The 19,125-nt window shown below is 62.0% G+C and carries 22 protein-coding genes and 1 pseudogene; 13 read left to right on the top strand and 10 right to left on the bottom strand.

Annotated elements, in window-relative coordinates; all coding sequences use genetic code 11:
* Window positions 1–114: 114 nt before the first annotated feature.
* Window positions 115–636: a helix-turn-helix domain-containing protein gene (locus CO655_RS26310; protein ID WP_097605367.1), complete on the bottom strand. Its 522-nt coding sequence runs from the start codon at window positions 634–636 to the stop codon at window positions 115–117.
* An 89-nt stretch (window positions 637–725) separates the two neighbouring features.
* Between CO655_RS26310 and CO655_RS26315 the strand changes: the two genes are divergently transcribed.
* The gene (locus CO655_RS26315; protein WP_097667392.1) at window positions 726–1,367 is read left to right on the top strand and encodes a dihydrofolate reductase family protein; all 642 of its coding nucleotides are present in this window, start codon (window positions 726–728) and stop codon (window positions 1,365–1,367) included.
* Window positions 1,368–1,425: 58 nt separating this feature from the next.
* On the opposite strand, the gene CO655_RS26320 is transcribed toward CO655_RS26315, so the two are convergent.
* The gene (locus tag CO655_RS26320; RefSeq protein ID WP_097667380.1) at window positions 1,426–2,871 is read right to left on the bottom strand and encodes an adenylate/guanylate cyclase domain-containing protein; all 1,446 of its coding nucleotides are present in this window, start codon (window positions 2,869–2,871) and stop codon (window positions 1,426–1,428) included.
* Window positions 2,872–3,132: 261 nt separating this feature from the next.
* Here CO655_RS26320 and CO655_RS26325 point away from each other — a divergent pair, with 261 nt between their 5' ends.
* From CO655_RS26325 to CO655_RS26345, 5 genes and pseudogenes are all read left to right on the top strand, one after another.
* Window positions 3,133–3,342 (top strand): hypothetical protein, encoded by a 210-nt coding sequence (locus tag CO655_RS26325; RefSeq protein WP_010035595.1) that lies wholly within the window; start codon window positions 3,133–3,135, stop codon window positions 3,340–3,342.
* Window positions 3,343–3,497: 155 nt separating this feature from the next.
* A pseudogene (locus CO655_RS26330) lies at window positions 3,498–3,677 on the top strand (O-methyltransferase); the annotation flags it as partial.
* Window positions 3,678–4,069: 392 nt separating this feature from the next.
* Window positions 4,070–4,882, top strand: coding sequence for a hypothetical protein (locus tag CO655_RS26335; RefSeq protein ID WP_097605371.1), 813 nt, complete (start codon window positions 4,070–4,072; stop codon window positions 4,880–4,882).
* 150 nt (window positions 4,883–5,032) lie between these two features.
* Window positions 5,033–5,479 carry a hypothetical protein gene (locus tag CO655_RS26340; protein ID WP_141514364.1) on the top strand — a complete coding sequence of 149 codons (447 nt, stop codon included), beginning with the start codon at window positions 5,033–5,035 and terminating at the stop codon, window positions 5,477–5,479.
* 161 nt (window positions 5,480–5,640) lie between these two features.
* Window positions 5,641–6,639, top strand: coding sequence for a DUF808 domain-containing protein (locus CO655_RS26345; RefSeq protein ID WP_097605372.1), 999 nt, complete (start codon window positions 5,641–5,643; stop codon window positions 6,637–6,639).
* Window positions 6,640–6,711: 72 nt separating this feature from the next.
* Here CO655_RS26345 and CO655_RS26350 read toward each other — a convergent pair whose 3' ends face one another.
* The gene (locus CO655_RS26350) at window positions 6,712–7,089 is read right to left on the bottom strand and encodes a helix-turn-helix domain-containing protein (RefSeq protein ID WP_097605373.1); all 378 of its coding nucleotides are present in this window, start codon (window positions 7,087–7,089) and stop codon (window positions 6,712–6,714) included.
* A gap of 131 nt (window positions 7,090–7,220) precedes the next feature.
* On the opposite strand from CO655_RS26350, the gene CO655_RS26355 reads away from it, so the two are divergent.
* A complete protein-coding gene (locus tag CO655_RS26355) occupies window positions 7,221–8,060 on the top strand; it encodes an SDR family oxidoreductase (protein ID WP_097605374.1) in 840 nt (279 codons plus the stop codon).
* 123 nt (window positions 8,061–8,183) lie between these two features.
* Here the strand turns inward: CO655_RS26355 and CO655_RS26360 are convergent, their stop codons facing one another.
* Together CO655_RS26360 and CO655_RS26365 are read right to left on the bottom strand one after the other, a co-directional pair.
* On the bottom strand, window positions 8,184–8,420 hold the full coding sequence (locus CO655_RS26360) for a hypothetical protein (protein WP_010035582.1): 237 nt from the start codon (window positions 8,418–8,420) through the stop codon (window positions 8,184–8,186).
* Window positions 8,421–8,590: 170 nt separating this feature from the next.
* Entirely contained in the window at window positions 8,591–9,058 is a 468-nt protein-coding gene (locus CO655_RS26365) for an Lrp/AsnC family transcriptional regulator (protein WP_097605375.1), read from the bottom strand.
* A 130-nt stretch (window positions 9,059–9,188) separates the two neighbouring features.
* Here CO655_RS26365 and CO655_RS26370 point away from each other — a divergent pair, with 130 nt between their 5' ends.
* From CO655_RS26370 to CO655_RS26375, 3 genes are all read left to right on the top strand, one after another.
* On the top strand, window positions 9,189–10,412 hold the full coding sequence (locus CO655_RS26370; RefSeq protein WP_097667382.1) for an argininosuccinate synthase: 1,224 nt from the start codon (window positions 9,189–9,191) through the stop codon (window positions 10,410–10,412).
* Between the two features lie 204 nt (window positions 10,413–10,616).
* Complete coding sequence (locus CO655_RS33975; RefSeq protein WP_010031841.1) at window positions 10,617–10,790, top strand: hypothetical protein; 174 nt, start codon at window positions 10,617–10,619, stop codon at window positions 10,788–10,790.
* A gap of 293 nt (window positions 10,791–11,083) precedes the next feature.
* Window positions 11,084–11,854, top strand: coding sequence for a phosphodiester glycosidase family protein (locus tag CO655_RS26375; protein ID WP_097667383.1), 771 nt, complete (start codon window positions 11,084–11,086; stop codon window positions 11,852–11,854).
* A gap of 53 nt (window positions 11,855–11,907) precedes the next feature.
* Here CO655_RS26375 and CO655_RS26380 read toward each other — a convergent pair whose 3' ends face one another.
* Window positions 11,908–13,788 carry an ABC transporter ATP-binding protein gene (locus CO655_RS26380; RefSeq protein ID WP_097605378.1) on the bottom strand — a complete coding sequence of 627 codons (1,881 nt, stop codon included), beginning with the start codon at window positions 13,786–13,788 and terminating at the stop codon, window positions 11,908–11,910.
* Between the two features lie 222 nt (window positions 13,789–14,010).
* On the opposite strand from CO655_RS26380, the gene CO655_RS26385 reads away from it, so the two are divergent.
* Window positions 14,011–14,412 (top strand): GFA family protein, encoded by a 402-nt coding sequence (locus CO655_RS26385; RefSeq protein WP_097667384.1) that lies wholly within the window; start codon window positions 14,011–14,013, stop codon window positions 14,410–14,412.
* A 51-nt stretch (window positions 14,413–14,463) separates the two neighbouring features.
* Here CO655_RS26385 and CO655_RS26390 read toward each other — a convergent pair whose 3' ends face one another.
* Window positions 14,464–14,937 carry a VOC family protein gene (locus tag CO655_RS26390; protein ID WP_097605380.1) on the bottom strand — a complete coding sequence of 158 codons (474 nt, stop codon included), beginning with the start codon at window positions 14,935–14,937 and terminating at the stop codon, window positions 14,464–14,466.
* 158 nt (window positions 14,938–15,095) lie between these two features.
* On the bottom strand, window positions 15,096–15,542 hold the full coding sequence (locus tag CO655_RS26395; protein ID WP_097605381.1) for a VOC family protein: 447 nt from the start codon (window positions 15,540–15,542) through the stop codon (window positions 15,096–15,098).
* 195 nt (window positions 15,543–15,737) lie between these two features.
* On the opposite strand from CO655_RS26395, the gene CO655_RS26400 reads away from it, so the two are divergent.
* Entirely contained in the window at window positions 15,738–15,953 is a 216-nt protein-coding gene (locus CO655_RS26400; protein ID WP_097667385.1) for a hypothetical protein, read from the top strand.
* 137 nt (window positions 15,954–16,090) lie between these two features.
* Entirely contained in the window at window positions 16,091–16,861 is a 771-nt protein-coding gene (gene dapB / locus CO655_RS26405) for a 4-hydroxy-tetrahydrodipicolinate reductase (protein WP_010029540.1), read from the top strand.
* Between the two features lie 72 nt (window positions 16,862–16,933).
* Here the strand turns inward: dapB and CO655_RS26410 are convergent, their stop codons facing one another.
* Together CO655_RS26410 and CO655_RS26415 are read right to left on the bottom strand one after the other, a co-directional pair.
* Complete coding sequence (locus CO655_RS26410; protein ID WP_097605383.1) at window positions 16,934–17,881, bottom strand: ornithine cyclodeaminase family protein; 948 nt, start codon at window positions 17,879–17,881, stop codon at window positions 16,934–16,936.
* A 97-nt stretch (window positions 17,882–17,978) separates the two neighbouring features.
* Window positions 17,979–18,485 (bottom strand): GNAT family N-acetyltransferase, encoded by a 507-nt coding sequence (locus CO655_RS26415; protein ID WP_010031958.1) that lies wholly within the window; start codon window positions 18,483–18,485, stop codon window positions 17,979–17,981.
* Between the last annotated feature and the right edge of the window lie 640 nt (window positions 18,486–19,125).

Below are 19,125 nucleotides of genomic sequence, written 5' to 3' on the forward strand. Positions count from 1 at the left end.
TCCCCAGCGGGGGTCCGAAGGACGGGGTCGAGACCCGTGGCTCGACCCCCGGTCGGTGGCCCGAAGGGTCGGATGAGGGGGCTGCCCGGCACACCTTCCAATATCGCTCTTCGCTTACGCCACCCCAGCCGCCATCTTCTCCCGCACCTCCAGAAACGCCGCCGTCAGCCGCGCCAGCACCGGCGAAGTCACCGTCCCGTTCGCCCCGCCGACCGGATCGACGATATGAATCCGCCGCAGATCCTCCATGAATTCGTCCCAAAGCGGCTGCCCGCCTTCTTCGAGAAGCTGCGCGCGAATGCTCAGATCCTCCGTCACCGGCAGGTGGCGCCTGCCCCAGGCGCCGATCACGGCGAAGACGGGCACGAGTTGGATCGCCGGCTCCGTCAGGCTGTAGATTGCCTTCTGGCTGTGGCTCGGATCGTCCCGCTTGCTGATGAAGCCGAGCGAGAGCAGCCGTTTCAGCCGCGCCGCCAGAATATTGGAGGCGATGCCCTCCTCCGAATTGTTGAGGAGATCGCGGAAATGCCGGCGGTTGCCAAACATGATGTCGCGGATGATGATCAGGCTCCACCGGTCACCCAGCACTTCCATCGTTAGGTTGATCGGGCAGCCGGACCGCAATTCAATATCCACGAAGCATCTCCTGTAAAAACCAGTTGCATTATAGGATCACTCATGCGAGAAAACAACTAGTTTCATATTGCAATCATATGGAGGACAGCATGGCCAAGGTGCGCGTTGCAGGCTTTTCCGTTTCCGTGGACGGTTTCGGCGCCGGCCCGGAGCAGAGCCTGAATGATCCCCTGGGAAAGCGGGGGCCGGAAATGTTCCAATGGTTCTTCCATACCCGCACCTTCCGCGCCATGACGGGCAAGGACGACGGCTCTGAAGGCATAGACCAGGATTATGCCGCCCGCGCCATGGCCGGTTTCGGCGCCTTCATTCTCGGCCGCAACATGTTCGGCCCGATCCGCGGCGAGTGGCCGGACGATGCCTGGAAAGGCTGGTGGGGTCCGAACCCGCCATACCACGCGCCGACTTACATCCTCACCCATTATCCGCGCGAGCCGATCGTCATGGAAGGCGGCACGACCTTCCACTTCATCACCGGGGGCATCGAGGAAGCGCTCGACAAGGCGAAGGCCGCCGCGGACGACAAGGACGTGAAGATCGGGGGCGGCGTGGCGACCGTGCGCCAATATCTGCAGGCCGGCCTGATCGATGAATTGCACTTCGCCATCGCCCCCGTCGCGCTCGGCAAAGGCGAAGCGATGTTTTCAGGCATCGACCTGCCGGACCTCGGCTTCCGCGTCACCGAACATGTCGCCAGCGAACACGCCACCCATATCGTGCTCGCGAAATAATTGCCGGCTCAGGCCGTCCGGGCAAGGCGGTCGCAAGGGTCGCCTGCTCGCGTCAGATCTAACCCGGCATCACCCGGTATACGCATGCCGTTCCCTCGACGCCCCGCAGCGGGGCCTCGAAGGCGGCCAGCCGGTGGCCGGAAAGCAACTGGGCGACACCAGGTGCCGAAAACAGCGCTTCGGAAATGCAGATCTCGCCGGCATCGGCCAGCGACTGCACCCGGGCGGCGACATTGACGGTCTGCCCGAAATAATCGAGGTTGTCGTTCAAGGTCACGGCGATGGACGGGCCGCAATGGGCGCCGATCTTCAGGATGATGCTGGGATCGCCATGTTCGCTGTTGAAGCGCTCGATTTCCCCAAGCATATGCAACGCCGCCGAAACCGCATCGGCCGGGCGGGAGAAGGCAGCCATCACGGCATCGCCGATCGTCTTGACGATTGCGCCCGAATGCTCCTGCACTGTGGCCCCGAGCAAGGCGAAATGTTCGCGCACCAGCGCATAGGCGTTGAGATCGCCGAGCCGTTCGTACATCGCCGTCGAGCCCTTGAGATCGGTGAACAGCAGCGTCACCTGGCGGATGCCGAGCCCTTCCCTCTCGTCGACGCACTCGGAGCGGAACAGCCGCCGGAAGGTCTGGCGTGCCAGCAGCATGCCGCCCGACATGTAGGGATCGAAGTCGAGAACCGGCTTGGTGGTCTGCGCCAGGATCTCCGGCGGCCAGTTGATCAGCAGCAGCGAGCCGCGCATGGCCGCCGAGTTCTCGATTTCGACGATGACAGGACCGGGCCGCACCGCCGGCAGCGATGCGGAGAACCGCTGCCCGTCATATCGGACACGCAGGAGCGTCGGCACCGTCACGGCCTCGCCTGCCACCGGCAGTACGAAGCTCGCCTGGGTCTGCACATTTATGCCGGCGAGCGCCCCCGGGCCGAGCTCCGCCCTCACCGTCGTGACGGATGCGGGCGCCAGAAAGCTCAGGCCGCGCACCATCCCCTTGAGGACATCGAGAAAGCGGGCCTGCTGGCCGGGCAGCCGCGCATCGCTCAGAAACCGCGCCTTCCAGTGAAAATCCTCGACCGAAAGCGAGCCAGGATCGTGAAACGGCAGCCGGCGCAACTGCGGCGACACCGTGAAGGTCACTTCGATGAAGTCGTCGAGGTCCGTTTCGCCGGAGACGTCGCAAAGACCGCAGACATAGTGGGTCTTCAGCGTCCGCAACGCGCCGAAACTGTCGAGCACCATGCCGGATTGGGGACAGACGACGTCCCAGCTCATCTCGAACAGACCGCTGCGCGTCGCATGGAGAAAGAGATCGATGCTTTCGGCTTCGGAGATCGCTTGGTCGCGCGCGAAAGCCAGCGGATTGATGCGGTAGAGCGAGAAATCGTCGCCGCCGCGGATCAGGCTTTCGAATTTGGAGATGACGCGCGGGCTCCAGGACCGGGCAAGCTCCATCTCGGTCATCTTGCTGTCGAGGAGTCGTTCCTGAACATCGCTCATCTCACACCTGCGCCTCGATTGGCCAGGCCATGGGATCCACGGCGGCTCCCGCAATTATAGCAAAAAACAGGCCGTGCGTCCGCCTTCGGCAGCCTTGGACCCGGCAACGGCAAGGCTCGCCCGGCGGCCGCCGGACCGCGCCAAAATAGCTGTAGCTTTGCTTCGGAATAAGCGTAGAGTCGCTACGTCGGCCCACTGGATCATCGGCGAGACCGCTTGAGAGACCATATATGCTCTCGCCGCCTCATGGGGGGAACGACTGTGCTCCTATGCCAAATCCCGCTCGACGATTGCGAGATAGCGACTGTCACCGACGCCGTCCGGCAATGGTGCGAAGAGAGGAAGCTCGACATCGACGGCATCGAAGGCCGCCGTGCCATCACGCTTGCCGTCGATCTCATCCAGACCAACCCCGGCCACCGCCACGACCAGCTTCTTGCCGAACTGTCAAAACGGATGGCCCGCCAATAGAGGCGGCCATCGACGCGAGACACGGCGCTGCGGGAAGCGACAGGTGAACTGTTCAAGCCGCACCGATAATGCGCTGATGTGGAAACATGCCGTGGCCTTTCTGGAAAACGGCCGCTTCCTTTGCTGAACGCCTGCCGTCCCCGGCTCGGCCTCTCGCCAAGGCGCTCTATCGCGATATCCTGGAACTGGTGGAAGACCGCCTGGGACCGGGCGCCCTCATCGTCGCCGACAACGCCGATGTCAGCCCGGACTATCTCGCCCGCGTCCGCACCCCCGCCGCCGGCTACCTCTCGACGCCGTTCGCCGACGATATCGAGCTGTCGACGCGGGTTTAAGATCAGGAGTCTGAGCGGGCGTTCCACAGCGAAGTCTGCCCTTCGCTTCCGCTCAGGCACTCGCTCCTACCGTCGCTCGCCCCCTCATCTGCCCTGACGGGCATCTTCTCCCCGCTGGGGAGAAGCGGAATCGCGGCAGCGCCTCGCTCTCATTGATACCTCAACTGTGGGAACGACGCCGTGCGGCTTGCCCCTCTTCTCCCCAGCGGGGAGAAGATGCCGGCAGGCAGATGAGGGGGCCACACGGCATAACTTCCACCGCCTTGGCCTTGCTACACAAAGCGAACGGCAAATATCGAACAACCTACCGCTCCTCACACTTCCCCACCCATCTTGCACATCCCCACTCCCTCACCTAAGGCAATGCAACTTCCCTTCCGCAAGGCCGCCCGGTGCTCCGCTTCATCCTCCACGCCCTCGCCGCTCTCATCCTGACGCTGCTCACCCTGATCGGCGGCGTCGCCTATCTCATCGCCCTCGCCGCCGCGCGCATATGCGGCCTTAGGCGATTTCCCGCCAAGCTCGCACTCTTCCTTTTGTGCTACGCCGCCGCGACCGTCGCCACACAGTTTGCCGCACCGGCATTCGGCCGCGTTCCACTCTCCTGCCTGTCAAGCGCCGAAGACAGGCTCATCGTCCGCTCGCCGATCTACTGCGCGCTCAACCGCAACTACGTCACGCCCAAGCTTCGCGATCTCGCAGAGGCGCTCGCCACGCACATGGACAAGCAATTTCCCGGCACCGTTACTATCGCGCTGGATGCAAACTTCCCCTTCGTCAACGGTTTCCCGCTGCTGCCGCATCTCTCGCATGCTGACGGCAAGAAGCTTGATTTCGCTTATTATTACAAGGATGCCGGCGGTGCCTTCCTGAATGGCGCCACCCGCTCGCCGATCGGTTATTTCGCCTTCGAGGAGCCCGGCCCGGGCGACGAACTGCCCTGCGCGGGCCGCCATGACTGGCTCACCACCCGCTGGAATTTCGATGCGCTGCAGCCATTGTTCCCGGCCTACCGGATCGAGGAACAGCGCACCGCGGCGGCGGTCGCCTGGCTGACGACGGAAGGGGTCGCGCGCTTTGGCCTGCAGAAGATCTTCATCGAACCGCATTTGAAGAACGCGCTCGGCATCACCGACGCCCATGTCCGCTTTCAGGGCTGCCGGGCCGCCCGCCACGACGACCATCTTCATATCCAGATAGAGTGAGCGCAGTCGAACTGCCAGCTCGCCTCCCGCTTGCACGAAAGGGGAAATCCGTTAGATCTGCCTAAGCACGAAAGCTTCCGCAGGAAGCTCTGATTTTTGAGGTGAATTATGGGGCATCATATCGTCGCAGTCGTCGGATCGCCCGCCGCCGTGGCGGCAATCGTCCAGGCGGCAGATTGCCCTAAACCCACGGCACTGCCGTTCGGCCTTGAGATCGCTCCGTTGGGCGATCGGCAGATCGATCGACTGACGAAACTTCAGCCCGGCGCCCACCGCGACGGCTTCAGAAGCCTCTCGGCCGCGCTCGAGCAGGCTCTGGCGACCGCCTCTGGACAGGGCCTGCTGGCCTATATCGAGACGGAATATTTCGGCGGAACCGGTTCCCAGGCAGCCGCCGCATTCGCGGACGGAGACATGATATTCAGTGCCGCAAAACCGGATACGCGGGACCCGATCGGCCCGGACGACCCAATTAACGCAGCCTTGCGACGTCTCGGCGTCGAGGCCGCCGGCCATGCCGACGCGTTCGCTGCTCTGGAGCTCGGCCGCTTCCGCAGCCTTGAACACCTCGGCCTTGACGAAGACGAGGATGACTAGATGCCAGCAAAATCTATGCTTGGCCGCCGGATTGAACGCCGGCCCAGTGATCCGCCTGCCACGTTGATCGGGCGCCGCAACCATCCGTGGCAGCGCCTCTTTCCGGCTGCCGCCCGATTGGCTATTTTCGCCATCCATGTCCCTAAACGAGAGGTTTGCTTGTGAGTGTCGGCCTGATTGCCCTGCTTGATGATGTTGCCGCGCTTGCAAAGGCGGCCGCTGCTTCCCTGGACGACGTGGTCGCTCAGGCAGGCAGAGCCGGCGCCAAAGCCGCCGGCGTCGTGATCGACGACGCTGCCGTCACGCCGCGTTATGTGACCGGCCTGTCGGCGGCGCGCGAACTGCCGATCATCGCGAAGATCGCCGTCGGCTCCCTCAAGAACAAACTTCTGTTCCTCCTGCCGGCAGCGCTCGTCCTCAGCCTTCTGGTGCCGCAGGCGGTGACGCCGTTGCTCATGCTCGGCGGGCTCTACCTCTGCTACGAAGGCGCCGAAAAGGTCTACGAGCTCGTCGTGCCGCACGCAGCCCATTCACACGAGGCGGGGCTCGAGTCGATCAGCGTCGATCCGAAGACCTTCGAGGACGAAAAGGTCGCGAGCGCCATCAGGACCGATTTCATCCTGTCCGCCGAAATCATGGCGATCACGCTCGGCTCCCTGTCCGAGTCGGGGCTGGCGATGCAGGCGCTGGTTCTCGCCCTGGTCGGAATCATGATCACGGCTGCAGTCTACGGCGTCGTCGCTCTGATCGTGAAGGCGGACGATTTCGGCCTCTGGCTTGCCCAGCGCTCCTCCCCTTCTCAAGCCGGCGCGCCCCTGCGCATCCTCGGGCGCGGTCTGGTGAAGGGCATGCCTTATCTTCTCAAGGTGCTCGGCCTGATCGGGACAGCGGCGATGATCTGGGTCGGCGGCGGCATCATCGTGCACGGCGCCGAAACCTTCGGCCTCGCCTGGCTGAGCCATCTCCTCCACGATAGCGGGGAAGCCGTCGCCCACGCAGTGCCGGCCGGCGGCGGCGTGCTTTCCTGGCTGGTTCAGGCGGCCGGCGCGGGTCTCGTTGGCATCCTCATCGGGCTGGCGACAATCCCGGCCGTCGGCTACGTCGTTTCGCCCGCATGGCAGTGGTGCGCGACACGTTTGCGCCGGATCAGGACCGCGTGAGCGAGCGGCAGCCGCGCTGCGCCGTGCTGACCGTCGACAGAAACACCTGATGCGCCCACAACGCCTCGTCCGTCAACCGGCATCCCTTTCGTCATAGGCACGCTGCGCCGCAAGGATCTCATCCATATTCTTCTCTGCCCAATGGGTGAGCGCCGAAACGGTCTCCGTCAGGGTGCACCCGAGCGGCGTCAGCGCATATTCGACGGTCACCGGCACGGTTGGAAAGATCGTGCGCGAGATCAAGCCGTTGCGCTCGAGCTTTCTCAGCGTTTGCGAGAGAACCTTCTGCGATATGCCCTTGATCTCGCGGCGGATGTGGTTGAAACGCAACGGCCCGCCCCGCAGCCGGTCGAGGATCAAAAGCGCCCATTTGTCTGCCAGCCGGTCGAGTACAAGCCTCGTCGGGCAACGATCCTCGTAAACATTATAGGCCTGCTCTGGCATCGTCATCCGCTCCCGCCTTCCTGCTGCGGTTTCCCCGAGGAAACCAGGTGAGAAAAAAGTGCTCTCTTTTCCAATCCTATTTTCCCTGTATCTATCCCACGGAAAGATAGTTTCCAATAGAAACCATGGAGAATTACATGAGCAGCAAGATTCTGGTTATCGGCGCAACGGGCACCGTCGGCCGGCATGTGGTGGACGGGCTCTTGGCAAAGGGCGAGGCCGTCAAGGCCGCCTCCCGCGCCGGCAAGCCCATGGCAGGCGCAGAGGGCGTCGTCTTCGACTATGCCAAGCCGGAAACCTTCGGGCCTGCCTTCGATGGCGTCGATCGCGCCTATGTGCTGCTTGCCTCCGGCCATGCCGATGCCAAAGGCATGCTGCTGCCGGTCATCGAAGCGGCCGCGACCCGCGAGGTTAAGGTTGTGCTCCAGAGTGCGTTCGGAGTGGATGCCGATGACGCCATCCCCTATCGCCAGGTGGAGATCGCGCTTGAAAAATCCGGCACTCCCTATGTCATCCTGCGTCCGAACTGGTTTTCCGACAACTTCCACACCTTCTGGAAGCCCGGCATCGACCACGGCCAGATTGCCCTTCCTGCTGCCGAAGGCAAGTCGAGCTTGATCGATGCCCGCGACATCGCGGCAAGCGGCGTGGCGGCACTCACCTCCTCGTCCTTCGACGGCAAGGCCTTCAACCTGACTGGGCCGGAAGCGCTGTCCTATATGCAGGCCGCTGCCATCCTCTCCGAAGCGATCGGCAAGCCTGTCGCCTATAACGCCGTCTCCGACGAGGCCTTCATCGACATGCTGACCGGCGCCGGCGTACCGGCGGACTACGCCGGCTTCCTCGCCTCGATCTTCTATCCCGTGCGCGAGGGCTGGACAGCCGTCGTGAACGGCGATGTCGAGACTCTGACCGGCAAGGCCCCGCGTTCACTGCAGACTTATGCGGCCGATTATGCCGCAGCGTTGAAGGCGTAGTCAGAACGACGAATGCAGACGGCGGATCGCCGCCGTCTGCCCGCGACACCAGGGTTAACCGATCGGCCACGCACCGGCTTGCACGGCTTACTACCGGTCTCGAGCAGCAACGGCGCTCCTCAATCACGCCTCAGCCGATCGGGAAACCGCTTTCTTGACGCGGCGGGATCCGCAAACGCCGCAGACCCGATGTCCCAGGCGGTAAAGCGCGCGGCATGCGTAGAGGATAACTAGGACTGCGAAAACTGCGATCGCCAGCAGAAAAGTGATGTCGTAATCTGCCTCCAGGAGAACTTCGAGCGGCGTCTCAAAATAACGAAAGAATCCCCCATTGCTTGCCTTCTGCTCTTGGCCGTCCATGGCTGCTCCGTAGCCTCATTTATTGACACGTGGTGATGCGACGAAGATCTTGCAACCACCGTGCCACCGTGCCACCGTGCCACCGCCCCGCTCACCAATGCCGGGCTTCTCCTCGAAGGACACGAACACCGGCCTCGTCTGGCTGACACGTCGCCGCGCGTAAGCGGCGTCTATCGCAGCGGCAGCTCGTAACTCCGCTTCAGCGTTTCCATCGGCACGTCTGTCTTGACGCTGAGCACGCTCGGAATGCGCGTCAGGTGATCTGCCTGGAAGCGCCAATAACTGTGCAGATCGGCGGTGACGATACGAAGCACGGCGTCGCACTCTCCTGTCGTCAGGTAGCATTCCATCACCTCGGGGAAGCGTCGCACTGCCTCGGCGAAGCGCAGCGTCACCTCGGCATCCTGTGTCCGGAAGCACACGCGGGCGAAAACCGTCAGACCCGCCCCGACCTTTGCCGGGTCGAGCACGGCGACATAGCGATCGATGATGCCTGCCTCTTCCAGCAGCCTCACCCGGCGCAGACATGGCGAAGGCGAGAGCCCCACCTCCCTTGCCAGCTCGACATTCGAAATGCGCCCGTCGCGCTGGAGCACGCGCAGGATATGCCGATCGATCGCATCCAAAGTGACTGACATTTTATAGCTCCGTGAGATTTATTACTGGCATATCATGCCGAACTTTTGCAATTTCAGGGATGCTTCGCAAGCTCATTGCGTGAGCTTTGGCCTATCGTTTCACGCATCGATGTGATGTGGAGAAGAGCTGATGGCAAGAAAGATAGGAAAAATCGTGCTCGCTTATTCCGGCGGGCTGGATACGTCGATCATCCTCAAATGGCTGCAGGAGACCTATGGGTGCGAGGTCGTCACCTTCACCGCCGATCTCGGCCAGGGCGAGGAACTCGAACCGGCCCGCGCCAAAGCGAAGATGCTGGGTGTTCGGGACATTCGCATCGTCGATCTGCGTGAGGAATTCGTCGGCGATTTCGTCTTTCCCATGCTGCGGGCCAATACGCTCTATGAGGGCCAGTATCTCCTCGGCAGTTCCATCGCCCGTCCGCTGATCGCCAAACACCTCGTCGCCGTCGCCCGTGAGGTCGGTGCCGACGCCGTCGCCCACGGCTCGACCGGCAAAGGCAATGACCAGGTCCGCTTCGAACTCGCCGTCAATGCGCTCGACCCCTCAATCGAGGTCATTGCCCCCTGGCGCCAATGGGATATCCGCTCGCGCGCCCAGCTGCTGGAATATGCCACAAGGCATCAAATCCCCGTGCCGAAGGACAGACGCGGCGACGCCCCCTTCTCGATCGACGCCAACCTGCTGCACACCTCTACTGAAGGTAAGGTCCTTGAAGACCCGGCGGAGATCGCGCCCGATTACATCTATCAGCGCACGGTCGATCCCGTCGACGCTCCGGACCAGCCCGAGACTGTCGCGATCGGCTTCGAAAGCGGCGACCCGGTTTCGGTGGACGGCAGGCCGATGACGCCGGCCGCATTGCTCGCCGAACTCAACGAGCGAGGCGGGCGACACGGCGTCGGGCGGCTCGATCTGGTGGAAAACCGCTACATCGGCATGAAGTCGAGAGGCGTTTACGAGACACCGGGCGGCACGATTCTGCTTGCAGCCCATCGCGGCATCGAATCGATCACCCTCGATCGCGCCGCCGCGCATCTGAAGGATGAGCTTATGCCCCGCTACGCCGAGCTGATCTATAACGGTTTCTGGTTTTCTCCCGAACGGGACATGCTGCAAGCCCTCATCGACCGCAGCCAGGCCTTCGTCAGCGGCGAAGTCACGCTCAGGCTCTACAAGGGAAACGCCTCGGTCATATCCCGAGCCTCCCCTTCCTCGCTCTATTCCGCCGATCTCGTCACGTTCGAGGAAGGGCGGGTCGCTTATGACCACCACGACGCCGGAGGTTTCATCAGGCTCAACGGATTGCGCCTCAGAAACTGGGCCGCCCGTAACGGAAAACACCGCGCCTGAGCTCGCAGCAGCAAGCCTGATTGACCGCTTCCTGCCGCCGATCAACCCGATCTGTAATCGTCGCAGAATTTCAAACGATTTTAAAATCAGGCGCCCAGAGTTAATCGATTTTAATTTTATTATTAAAATTTTCTTGTTGCGACGCAAAAGAAACTCAGCATTAGCTTTTTTGCCGATGCTCAGTTTGTCGTTTGGAGAACTTGAATGACTGTGACATTTCCGCTGACCGAGAAGCGCGACGCAGAAGCGTTGCTCAAGCATTTGACGCTGCACAGGCTCACCTATCCCGGAAACTGCGTCGTATCACTCAAGGCGCACGTTGCCCAGGTTTCATCCTCGCACACGACAGCCCTCGGCACGGCCCGTACCGCCTGGTAAGAACAACTGCCGCCCACTCTCACCTGCTTGCCGGCGGCCAGGTGAGGGTGACATAGCCCCGGCGCCACCCGGCATCCACCGGATAGCGCCGAGAACCGCATCAAGGCATTCGACCTGGCTGAATCCATTGCACCGGTAGTTGCGTAGACATTCACGCCATCCAGCAGAAATCATCGGCTGCCAGTTACAGAAAAGCGATCAGTGCGGTATTTACGGAGTTCCCACTCCCCGCAGTGCCGCCGGAGCGTAACCGGATTCCAGCTCGGCGGCGGCAAATCGGATGCGTGACCCAAATGACCTATCTGAAACATGGCATGCTCGCTCTGGCATTGGTGCTGGCAGCCTTACTGCCCCTGCACCACGCGCAGGCCGAACAATGCGAAAAGGTCACCTTCGATGAGGCGCAATACGTCGTCTGCACCTTGGAAGTGGGGAAAGTCGACCTGCGTCTGTTCTGGAAGGGCGCCGACGGCGAGCCATACCGCGCTTTTTCCAGCCTTGCCGAAGCCGTTCGCGCCGAAGGGCGAAAACTGACTTTCGCCGTCAATGCCGGCATGTACCGGGCCGACTTTTCGCCGATGGGACTGTATGTCGAGAACGGCAGGGAACTGAAACCCGCCAATAGGGCCACCGGCGGCTCCGCCAGTCAGGTGCCGAATTTCTACAAGAAGCCGAATGGCGTGTTCTTTCTTGGTGAAGCAGGCGCTGGGATAGTACCGACCGAAAAGTATTTGAAGCTCGCCACCAAGTCGCGCTTTGCCACCCAGTCCGGTCCGATGCTCGTCATCGCCGGCAACCTCAACCCGATCTTCATCGCAGGCTCGACGGACCGAACCCGCCGAAGTGGTGTCGGCGTCTGCGAAAACGGAACTGTTCGCTTCGCAATCAGCGACGAGAGCGTGAATTTCCACGATTTCGCGCGGCTTTTCCGCGATCGCCTGAAATGCCGCGACGCCTTGTTTCTCGATGGCGGACGCGGCGTCGGAGTTTACAATCCGGCAATGGGACGCAACGACTGGTCCTGGCACGGCGGCTACGGCCCGATCTTCGGGCTGGTGGAATAGCGCTCTGTAGGAGGCGCGGCGCCCGATATGACAGGCAATCTTTTCGGCTTCGTTCAAGTCTCAGGCAAAGCCGGCAAGGCTTCGTCGATGTCTTCTGGAATAAAACCGCCGGTCTGGCGTTTCCACAGGCGGGCAAACAGACCATCCCGTTCGACCAGTTCGTCCGGCCTGCCCTCTTCCACGATCCGCCCGTGATCGAGCACGACGATCCGGTCCATCCTGGCAATGGTTGAAAGCCGATGTGCGATGGCGATCACCGTCTTTCCCTCCATCACGAGGTTCAGCCTTTCCTGGATGGCGGCTTCGGATTCGCTATCGAGGGCCGAGGTCGCTTCGTCAAGCACCAGGATCGGCGCGTTCTTCAGAAGAACGCGGGCGATGGCGACACGCTGGCGCTGGCCGCCTGACAGTTTGATGCCGCGGTCGCCGACGAAGGCGTCGTAACCCTTGCGGCCCTCGCCGTCGGCAAGATCGGCGATGAAGCCATCGGCACTCGCCATCTTCGTCACCCTTTCGATCTCTTCCTGCGTCGCCTCCGGCCGGCCGTAGCGGATATTGTCGCCGACCGAACGGTGCAGCAGCGCGACGTCCTGCGCGATCACCCCGATGGCGCGGCGAAGGCTTGACTGCGTGACCGCGCGGATATCCTGTCCATCGATCAGGATCGCGCCCGCCTTGATGTCGTAGAAGCGCAGGAGCAGGTTTGCGAGCGTGGTCTTGCCAGCCCCCGAAAGGCCGACCAGCCCGACCTTCTCGCCCGGCCGCACCGTCAGCGACAGATCGTCGATGACGGGCTTGCCCGATTTATAGGCGAAACGGACATTCTCAAACCGGATCTCGCCCTGTTGCACGGCAAGTTCGCTCGCATCCGGCCGGTCGCTGATCGTCGGCGGCGTCGTCATGACGGGCATGGCGTCCTTGATCGTGCCGATCGCCTGGAAGATCTGCTGGCCCATCTGCAGGAAGACGAAGATCTGCGACGACAGGCGGTGGAGGATGTAGACCGCGCCGACGAACTCGCCGACCGTGAGGAAGCCTTTGACGAGGCCGGAAAATCCGATCGACAGCATGGCCAGCCACAGCAGGGTGTTGAGAACCACGACGGTCACTTCCGACGAGCGATAGATACGCTGCTCGCTATGCTGCGTCTGCACGGCCTTCTGAATGATGCGGCGGATTGCGCCTGCCTCACTGTCTTCGGCCGCAAACTGCTTGATCATCTGCATGTTGGTATAGAGATCGGTGATGGCGCCGGCCACCATGCTGCGCTGCTTGGCGGTGCGCCGCGAGCGTTCGACAAAAACAGGCACGATCCTGGCGGTGAATGCGACGTTGAGCGCGATCCAGACGACGACCGGCACGGCAAGCTGCCAGGCCAGAGCGCTTAGCAGGACAACGGAGCCGACCAGTTGCATCAGGAAACGCGGGATGGACTGGAAGCCGGCAAGGATCTGCTGCTGGACGGCGGAGGACACCTGCTGCAGCCGCGAGGAAACCTGGCCGGCATAGAGATCATGGAAGAAGGCAAGGTCCTGCCGCTCCACCGCCTTGTGTCCCTGCCACTGAATGGCAGCTGGCATGGCGATGCCCAATGTATGTGAGCTCAGCGTGTTAAGCGTGAAGGAAACGATCGGCATCACGGGAAAGATCAGGAAGCCGAGGACAGCAAGCAGCAGCCATTCCTTCTCCAGGAAGGCGGCAGCACCCTGTTGCGTCACACCATCGACGATGACCGAAAGCCCCCAGACGATTGTCAGGTTGATCACCTCGAACACCATGGAGCAAAGCGCAAGTGTGATCAGCACGCCTCGAAACATCGAAATGAAGTGCAGAAGGACGGCCACGGGCCCCTTGGACGGCAGTGGCCGATAGGCAATATCGAGCGGCCTGATCCAGGTTTCGAAAGGACGATAGATCGCATCTGAGATCGACATTGGCCACCCGGATCAAATGGGGAAGAGACGTGGACTCAACTACGCCAGGTCGCATGGGATCATCTTCCGGCCTCAACCTCAATTAGAAATTTCAAAATGATCGAATGGGCGTTATCGCGATGGCTCGGCCCGGGAAGCAACGTCGCAATGTCCAATTGCCGTCCCTATCCGATTGAGGCAGGATGCGGCGTGTGAAGAGACGCAGAGGTTGAACGCACGCGCATGCTGACGGGCTCATGTCATTGCGGCAAGACGAGTTGGGCGCTCGAGGGCGATCCCGGCTCGATTACCGCGTGCAACTGCACCCTCTGCCGGCGCTACGGCGTTCTATGGGCCTATGACTATGAGGGAGAGCGTATCGCTCTGACCGGGCAGACCGCTTCCTATACCCGCGCCGGTAGGGAGAACTCATCTCTCGAAATCCTGTTCTGCCCCTCCTGCGCCTGCGTTTCGAGTTGGCGCGGCCTGCGGCTTCAAAAGGATGGCCGCCGCCGCATGGCCGTCAACATTCGGCTTGCGCCCCCGGATCTCGTGGCCGATTTGCCCATCGATCACTTCGATGGGCTTGAGACGTTCGAAGACCTTCCCTCCCAGGGACGCTGCGTGCGCGATCTCTGGTTCTGAAAACCCGCCATGCATCGGCCTCGGGGCGCCGATCGTCCGCACCGGACGGGCTCAGCCGCGTCGGGCGGCCTCGATCGCGGCAACGTCGATCTTCCGCATGGTCATCATCGCATCAAAGGCGCGCTTTGCCTCGTCACCACCTGCGGCCAGCGCCTCGGTCAGCACCCGCGGCGTAATCTGCCAGGACACGCCCCATCTGTCTTTACACCAGCCGCATTCGCTTTCCTGGCCGCCATTGCCGACAATGGCGTTCCAATAGCGGTCGGTTTCTTCCTGATCCTCGGTTGCGATCTGGAATGAGAAAGCTTCGCTGTGTTTGAATGTGGGACCGCCGTTCAGTCCAATGCAAGGAATACCCGCAACAGTGAATTCGACAACCAACACGTCTCCCTGCTTGCCCTCGGGATAATCTCCCGGCGCACGAATGACAGCACCGACGGCGCTGTCCGGAAAAGTCGCGGCATAAAAGCGGGCGGCGGCCTCAGCCTCTTTGTCGTACCAAAGGCAGATCGTGTTCTTCGCCATTGCGTCGGTCCTTTCGCTCTTCGTTCGAATGTCCTCCTTGGAAATAAGAGACAAACAGTCTTTCTCCAGCCCATGTCAGCTGTTTCCGCTGTGGCTGCCGAGTGCTGCTAAATCCACAAGGCTATTGAACCGCTGGCGGACCGCACCGCCGACCGAGTTCAATTCGAGGGCTTCGAAACAAGCGGAGAAAGAGATTGCGCCGAATATGACGGACCGGTTTCGGGTCGGCCATCGTGATCCACCCCCCACGGCGGATCGACGCGGTTCTTTCCGGCAAAATAAAGGACGATACGATTGCCGCCGGGGTCGAATAGCTCGGCCTCGCGCCAGAGCCAACTCTTGTCTTCAGGCCCGCTGGCAAAACGAAGACCGGCCCCGCCAAGGCGGCCGATCGTCTCGTCCAGGTTCTCGCACTCGAAATAGACTGTGGTTCCGCCACCGCCATTTTCGCCCTGATGCAGAGAGAAGGTGCTGTCCCCATCCGGGCAGACGAAACGCACATACCGCGGACGGGCGTCAACGACGGGCCTGAGACCGAGGACGCGATAGAAACTCCAGCCCGCATCAAGATCAGGCATCGTCACTGTTACCTGGTTCAAGCGCATGATCTCTCCTCCCCGGCAGGGTCCGCTCAAAATGGTGCCACGCTTGCTGGACCGCGACCTTCATAAAAACAAAGACCTGAAAGCGTCGCATGAATCAAAGTCTAAACAATACGGTTTTGGTGTCATCGGCGCAAAACTCGTGTCAGACTACGCCAGCTGCGCATCGCCTGCACACCGATCGAGAGGCTTGAAACCATGCATAAGTTCACCGTATCCATTATCCGGGAGATCGAGGCCGATACCGCAGAAGAGGCCGCTCTGCTTCTGTATCAGGAATTATCAAAGGGGCCGGTGCCTGACGGCTACGCGGTCACCGACGAGATGAAGGTGACAACCGAGGTCAAGCTGGACCGCCATAAAGCCGACGAATTCGCCAGCATCGATCACACCGCCGACCCCGGCAACTGGTGACGCCGCGCCACTTCGGCGCGACCACATAAAATCTCTGCTTGGCGCTCGGAGCGGAAGTGCGGTAGCTGCAAGACCCTTTCCGGCGAGGACGCCGGATGCAACAGCTTCTCCATCGCAAATAACGCAGCAGGAAGAACGTGACCACACCAATCAAAGTAGCCGTCGCCGGCGCGAACGGCCGCATGGGTCGAACCATCTTACCGCTGCTGGCGGCCGATCCGGATTTTGCCTTCGTCGGCGGCATCGGCCGTGACGCCGCGGCGGGCGCCGAGTTGATCGATCGTTCGGCCGCGATCGCGGCCGCCGACGTGATCCTGGATTTCACGACGGGAGCTGCTGCCGCCGAACTTGCCGGCTTATGCGCCTCGGCGGGCGGACCAGCTCTTGTGATCGGCGCCACAGGTTTCGAGCCGGACGAGCTCGAGCGGATCGCCGAGGCGGCGCGCACCATTCCGATCCTGCGCTCCGGCAATTTCTCGATCGGCGTCAACATGCTGGTCAGCCTCGTCACCCAGGCCGCGCGCGCCCTCCCTGCCCAAGGTTGGGATATCGAAATCCTGGAAGCGCATCACAACCAGAAGATCGACGCGCCGTCCGGCACGGCGCTGATGCTCGGCGAAGCGGCAGCCGAAGGACGCGGCGTTTCCCTCGCATCGGTCGAGCGGCGCGGGCGCGACGGCATGACCGGCGAGCGACCACCCGACGAGATCGGCTTCGCCGTGCTGCGCGCCGGCGGGCTCGTCGGAGAACACAAGGTGCTGTTTGCCGCCGCCGAGGAGGTTCTCACGCTTTCGCATTCGGCTCTCGATCGCGGCATGTTCGCCCGCGGCGCGCTTGCCGCCGCCCGCTGGATCACAGGGCGCGCGCCCGGCGAATACAATATGCGGAACGTCCTGGGCCTGACGTGAGACAGGCGAACAAACACTGCACGCACCACGATCAACCCGCATCCTGAGGTGCCCCGAAGGGGCCTCGAAGGATCATCCTGAGGTGTCCCGAAGGACGAGGGCGGGTGATCGGAGTATCGCCGAGGCGACGACGACCTCCGTTCCGGCCAGGCCCACCGAACAGAACAGCGTTATGTCCTCGGACGATCGCCGTCCGGGCGCTTTCCCGGCAATGATGTCGGCAAGATCGGCGATGCGATCATCGTTGCCGGAGCCGGTGAGGAAAAACGGCGAAGCATAGGCACGTGCCTGTTCGGGAGAGTCCGTTGCGATCACGGCCGCGGCATCGGCGACATCCAACCCGAGTTCGTATCCTTGAAGCGTTTTCGGGCCGACGGTGGTGACATGCACGCCGGGCTTCAAATCGCGGGAGTGGACGACAGGCGTTTGGCTCGTGGTCGCGCAGATGACGATGTCGGCGTCATCGACGGCTTTCGAGACGCTGTCGACCGGCTCCACAGCAAGCCCCAGGGCGTGCTGCATCTCGCTTGCGAAGGCTGCGCGATTTATCTCGTCGCGGCTATAGACGCGGGCGCGGTCGAGGTTGCGAACGGCGGCCGCCGCGGCAAGCTGGGTTCGCGCCTGCGCCCCACTGCCGATGATCCCGACAATCCTGGCATCAGCTGCGCTGAGATGCCGGATGGCGAGCCCGCCGATGGCGCCGGTCCTGAGGCCGCCGAGGTGCTCGCCGAGAATGACGCCCTCGAGCCGGGCGTCATCGGCCGACCACACGGCGACGATCTGCGTATGCTCCGCCCCGTTGAATGTGTCGTAGACGCGAAAACCCGCGACCGGCTTCTCACCCATGAGGCCACCAACCGTGAAAACGAGATCGCCTCGATCGGGAAACGAAACATGATGCCGAGGCGGGGAGATCAAGCGATTGCCGGCTCTCGCGAGAAAGGCGGCCTCGAGCGCGTCGATGGCGATGGACATCAAAGCGCCGCCGACCAGATCCTCGTCTCTCAGAATTTTCGTCATGGCACAGCTCCCGCTCATGCCCGCATCCTGCGACCCCAACCGCGGTTGAGGTCAAGAGGTGAGACAAACCTCTACGCGAAGAAAATCCGCGTAATGTCTAATCGACGAAACGGCGCGCCATCATCACGTCGTCGATCTCCCTGCCCTCCTCCAGCACCCCGCCGGGAATCCTGCCGATCTCGGAGAAACCCTGACGTTGGTAGAACCGAATTGCCGCCGGGTTCTCCGCGCTGACGAACAGTTCCAGCTGCCGGACGCCGATATCACGCGCGTGATCCGAGATCGTCTCCAGCAGCGTCCCGGCAAGACCCGTTCCACGCAGCTCTGCGCGGACATAGACCATGATGATGGTGGCGCGATGGATCATCTTGCTCGGCCGCTGCCGAAGCAGGCCCATAATGCCGACCGGTTCGCCGTTCCGAAACGCGACAAAAACCGGGTCGCTCAGTCGATTGCGCCACTCCTCGATGGAAAGAGCCTCCCAGTCTTCGTAGCGGCTGGCAAAGAGGGACGGTTCGGCGCGCAGCGCCTCCAGACGGACCCGCCGGAAAGACTCCACCTCGTCTGCCTGGATAAGCCTGATCGTCACACAACTCGCATCCATCGAAACCTCCTGCAATCAACGCGATACTGTCAATACTGACAGTTCGGGATAATGCAATCGAGGTCGGTGCCGACAAGGGGGATTGTTTCCGCGCAGTGGCGCGGCGTCTTGGAAGATGCAAAGGACGCCAAAACAGTGACAAACGCGTATCGGCCCTATTTTCCGGCTGATGCGTATTGGGTCCAGCAGGCGTTGCGCCTGCGATACTCCGCCGGTCACTGCATCGGCGTTCCCACCCGACCGCCCTTTCGTGCGACCGATGAATCGAATGGCTCCCCCGCCGGCGAATTCGTTGGCCGGAGGTCCCATTGATCAGATTGCCGGACGGGCGGTTCATAGGGCGCAGGCGCGGGAGTCGACCCTACAACTAGGTCATCTGGCCGGATCGGCGCACTGCCGACCGTCCCGGTCGCGGTGTCATCGATCATTCGGTCCGCGATGGAATGGCTTGGCCCGTCCGCGTCGAACGGTGCGATCTGATGGATGACGACGAGAAGGACTACCCCAACCGCCGAGCACACGAGCGCGTAGAGAACAAAATATTTCAGCGCATATCCCTCGCTGTTGGCAGAACGACATTGACAGAACTGCGAATGATATTTCCACATCTTTGATGGATACTTACAAAAAAGGCAATGAA

The sequence above is a fragment of the Rhizobium sp. M1 genome (assembly GCF_002531805.1).
Lineage (GTDB): Bacteria > Pseudomonadota > Alphaproteobacteria > Rhizobiales > Rhizobiaceae > Rhizobium > Rhizobium etli_C.

Coding starts and splice junctions, on each gene's coding strand:
- CO655_RS26320 (WP_097667380.1), bottom strand. CDS start 2,871: ATGAGCGATGTTCAGGAACGACTCCTCGACAGCAAGATGACCGAGATG.
- CO655_RS26390 (WP_097605380.1), bottom strand. CDS start 14,937: ATGGCGAAGAACACGATCTGCCTTTGGTACGACAAAGAGGCTGAGGCC.
- CO655_RS26350 (WP_097605373.1), bottom strand. CDS start 7,089: ATGACGATGCCAGAGCAGGCCTATAATGTTTACGAGGATCGTTGCCCG.
- CO655_RS26380 (WP_097605378.1), bottom strand. CDS start 13,788: ATGTCGATCTCAGATGCGATCTATCGTCCTTTCGAAACCTGGATCAGG.
- CO655_RS26415 (WP_010031958.1), bottom strand. CDS start 18,485: ATGGATGCGAGTTGTGTGACGATCAGGCTTATCCAGGCAGACGAGGTG.
- CO655_RS26385 (WP_097667384.1), top strand. CDS start 14,011: ATGCTGACGGGCTCATGTCATTGCGGCAAGACGAGTTGGGCGCTCGAG.
- CO655_RS26375 (WP_097667383.1), top strand. CDS start 11,084: ATGACCTATCTGAAACATGGCATGCTCGCTCTGGCATTGGTGCTGGCA.
- CO655_RS26410 (WP_097605383.1), bottom strand. CDS start 17,881: ATGACGAAAATTCTGAGAGACGAGGATCTGGTCGGCGGCGCTTTGATG.
- CO655_RS26365 (WP_097605375.1), bottom strand. CDS start 9,058: ATGTCAGTCACTTTGGATGCGATCGATCGGCATATCCTGCGCGTGCTC.
- CO655_RS26355 (WP_097605374.1), top strand. CDS start 7,221: ATGAGCAGCAAGATTCTGGTTATCGGCGCAACGGGCACCGTCGGCCGG.
- CO655_RS26360 (WP_010035582.1), bottom strand. CDS start 8,420: ATGGACGGCCAAGAGCAGAAGGCAAGCAATGGGGGATTCTTTCGTTAT.
- CO655_RS33975 (WP_010031841.1), top strand. CDS start 10,617: ATGACTGTGACATTTCCGCTGACCGAGAAGCGCGACGCAGAAGCGTTG.
- CO655_RS26315 (WP_097667392.1), top strand. CDS start 726: ATGGCCAAGGTGCGCGTTGCAGGCTTTTCCGTTTCCGTGGACGGTTTC.
- CO655_RS26370 (WP_097667382.1), top strand. CDS start 9,189: ATGGCAAGAAAGATAGGAAAAATCGTGCTCGCTTATTCCGGCGGGCTG.
- CO655_RS26395 (WP_097605381.1), bottom strand. CDS start 15,542: ATGCGCTTGAACCAGGTAACAGTGACGATGCCTGATCTTGATGCGGGC.
- CO655_RS26400 (WP_097667385.1), top strand. CDS start 15,738: ATGCATAAGTTCACCGTATCCATTATCCGGGAGATCGAGGCCGATACC.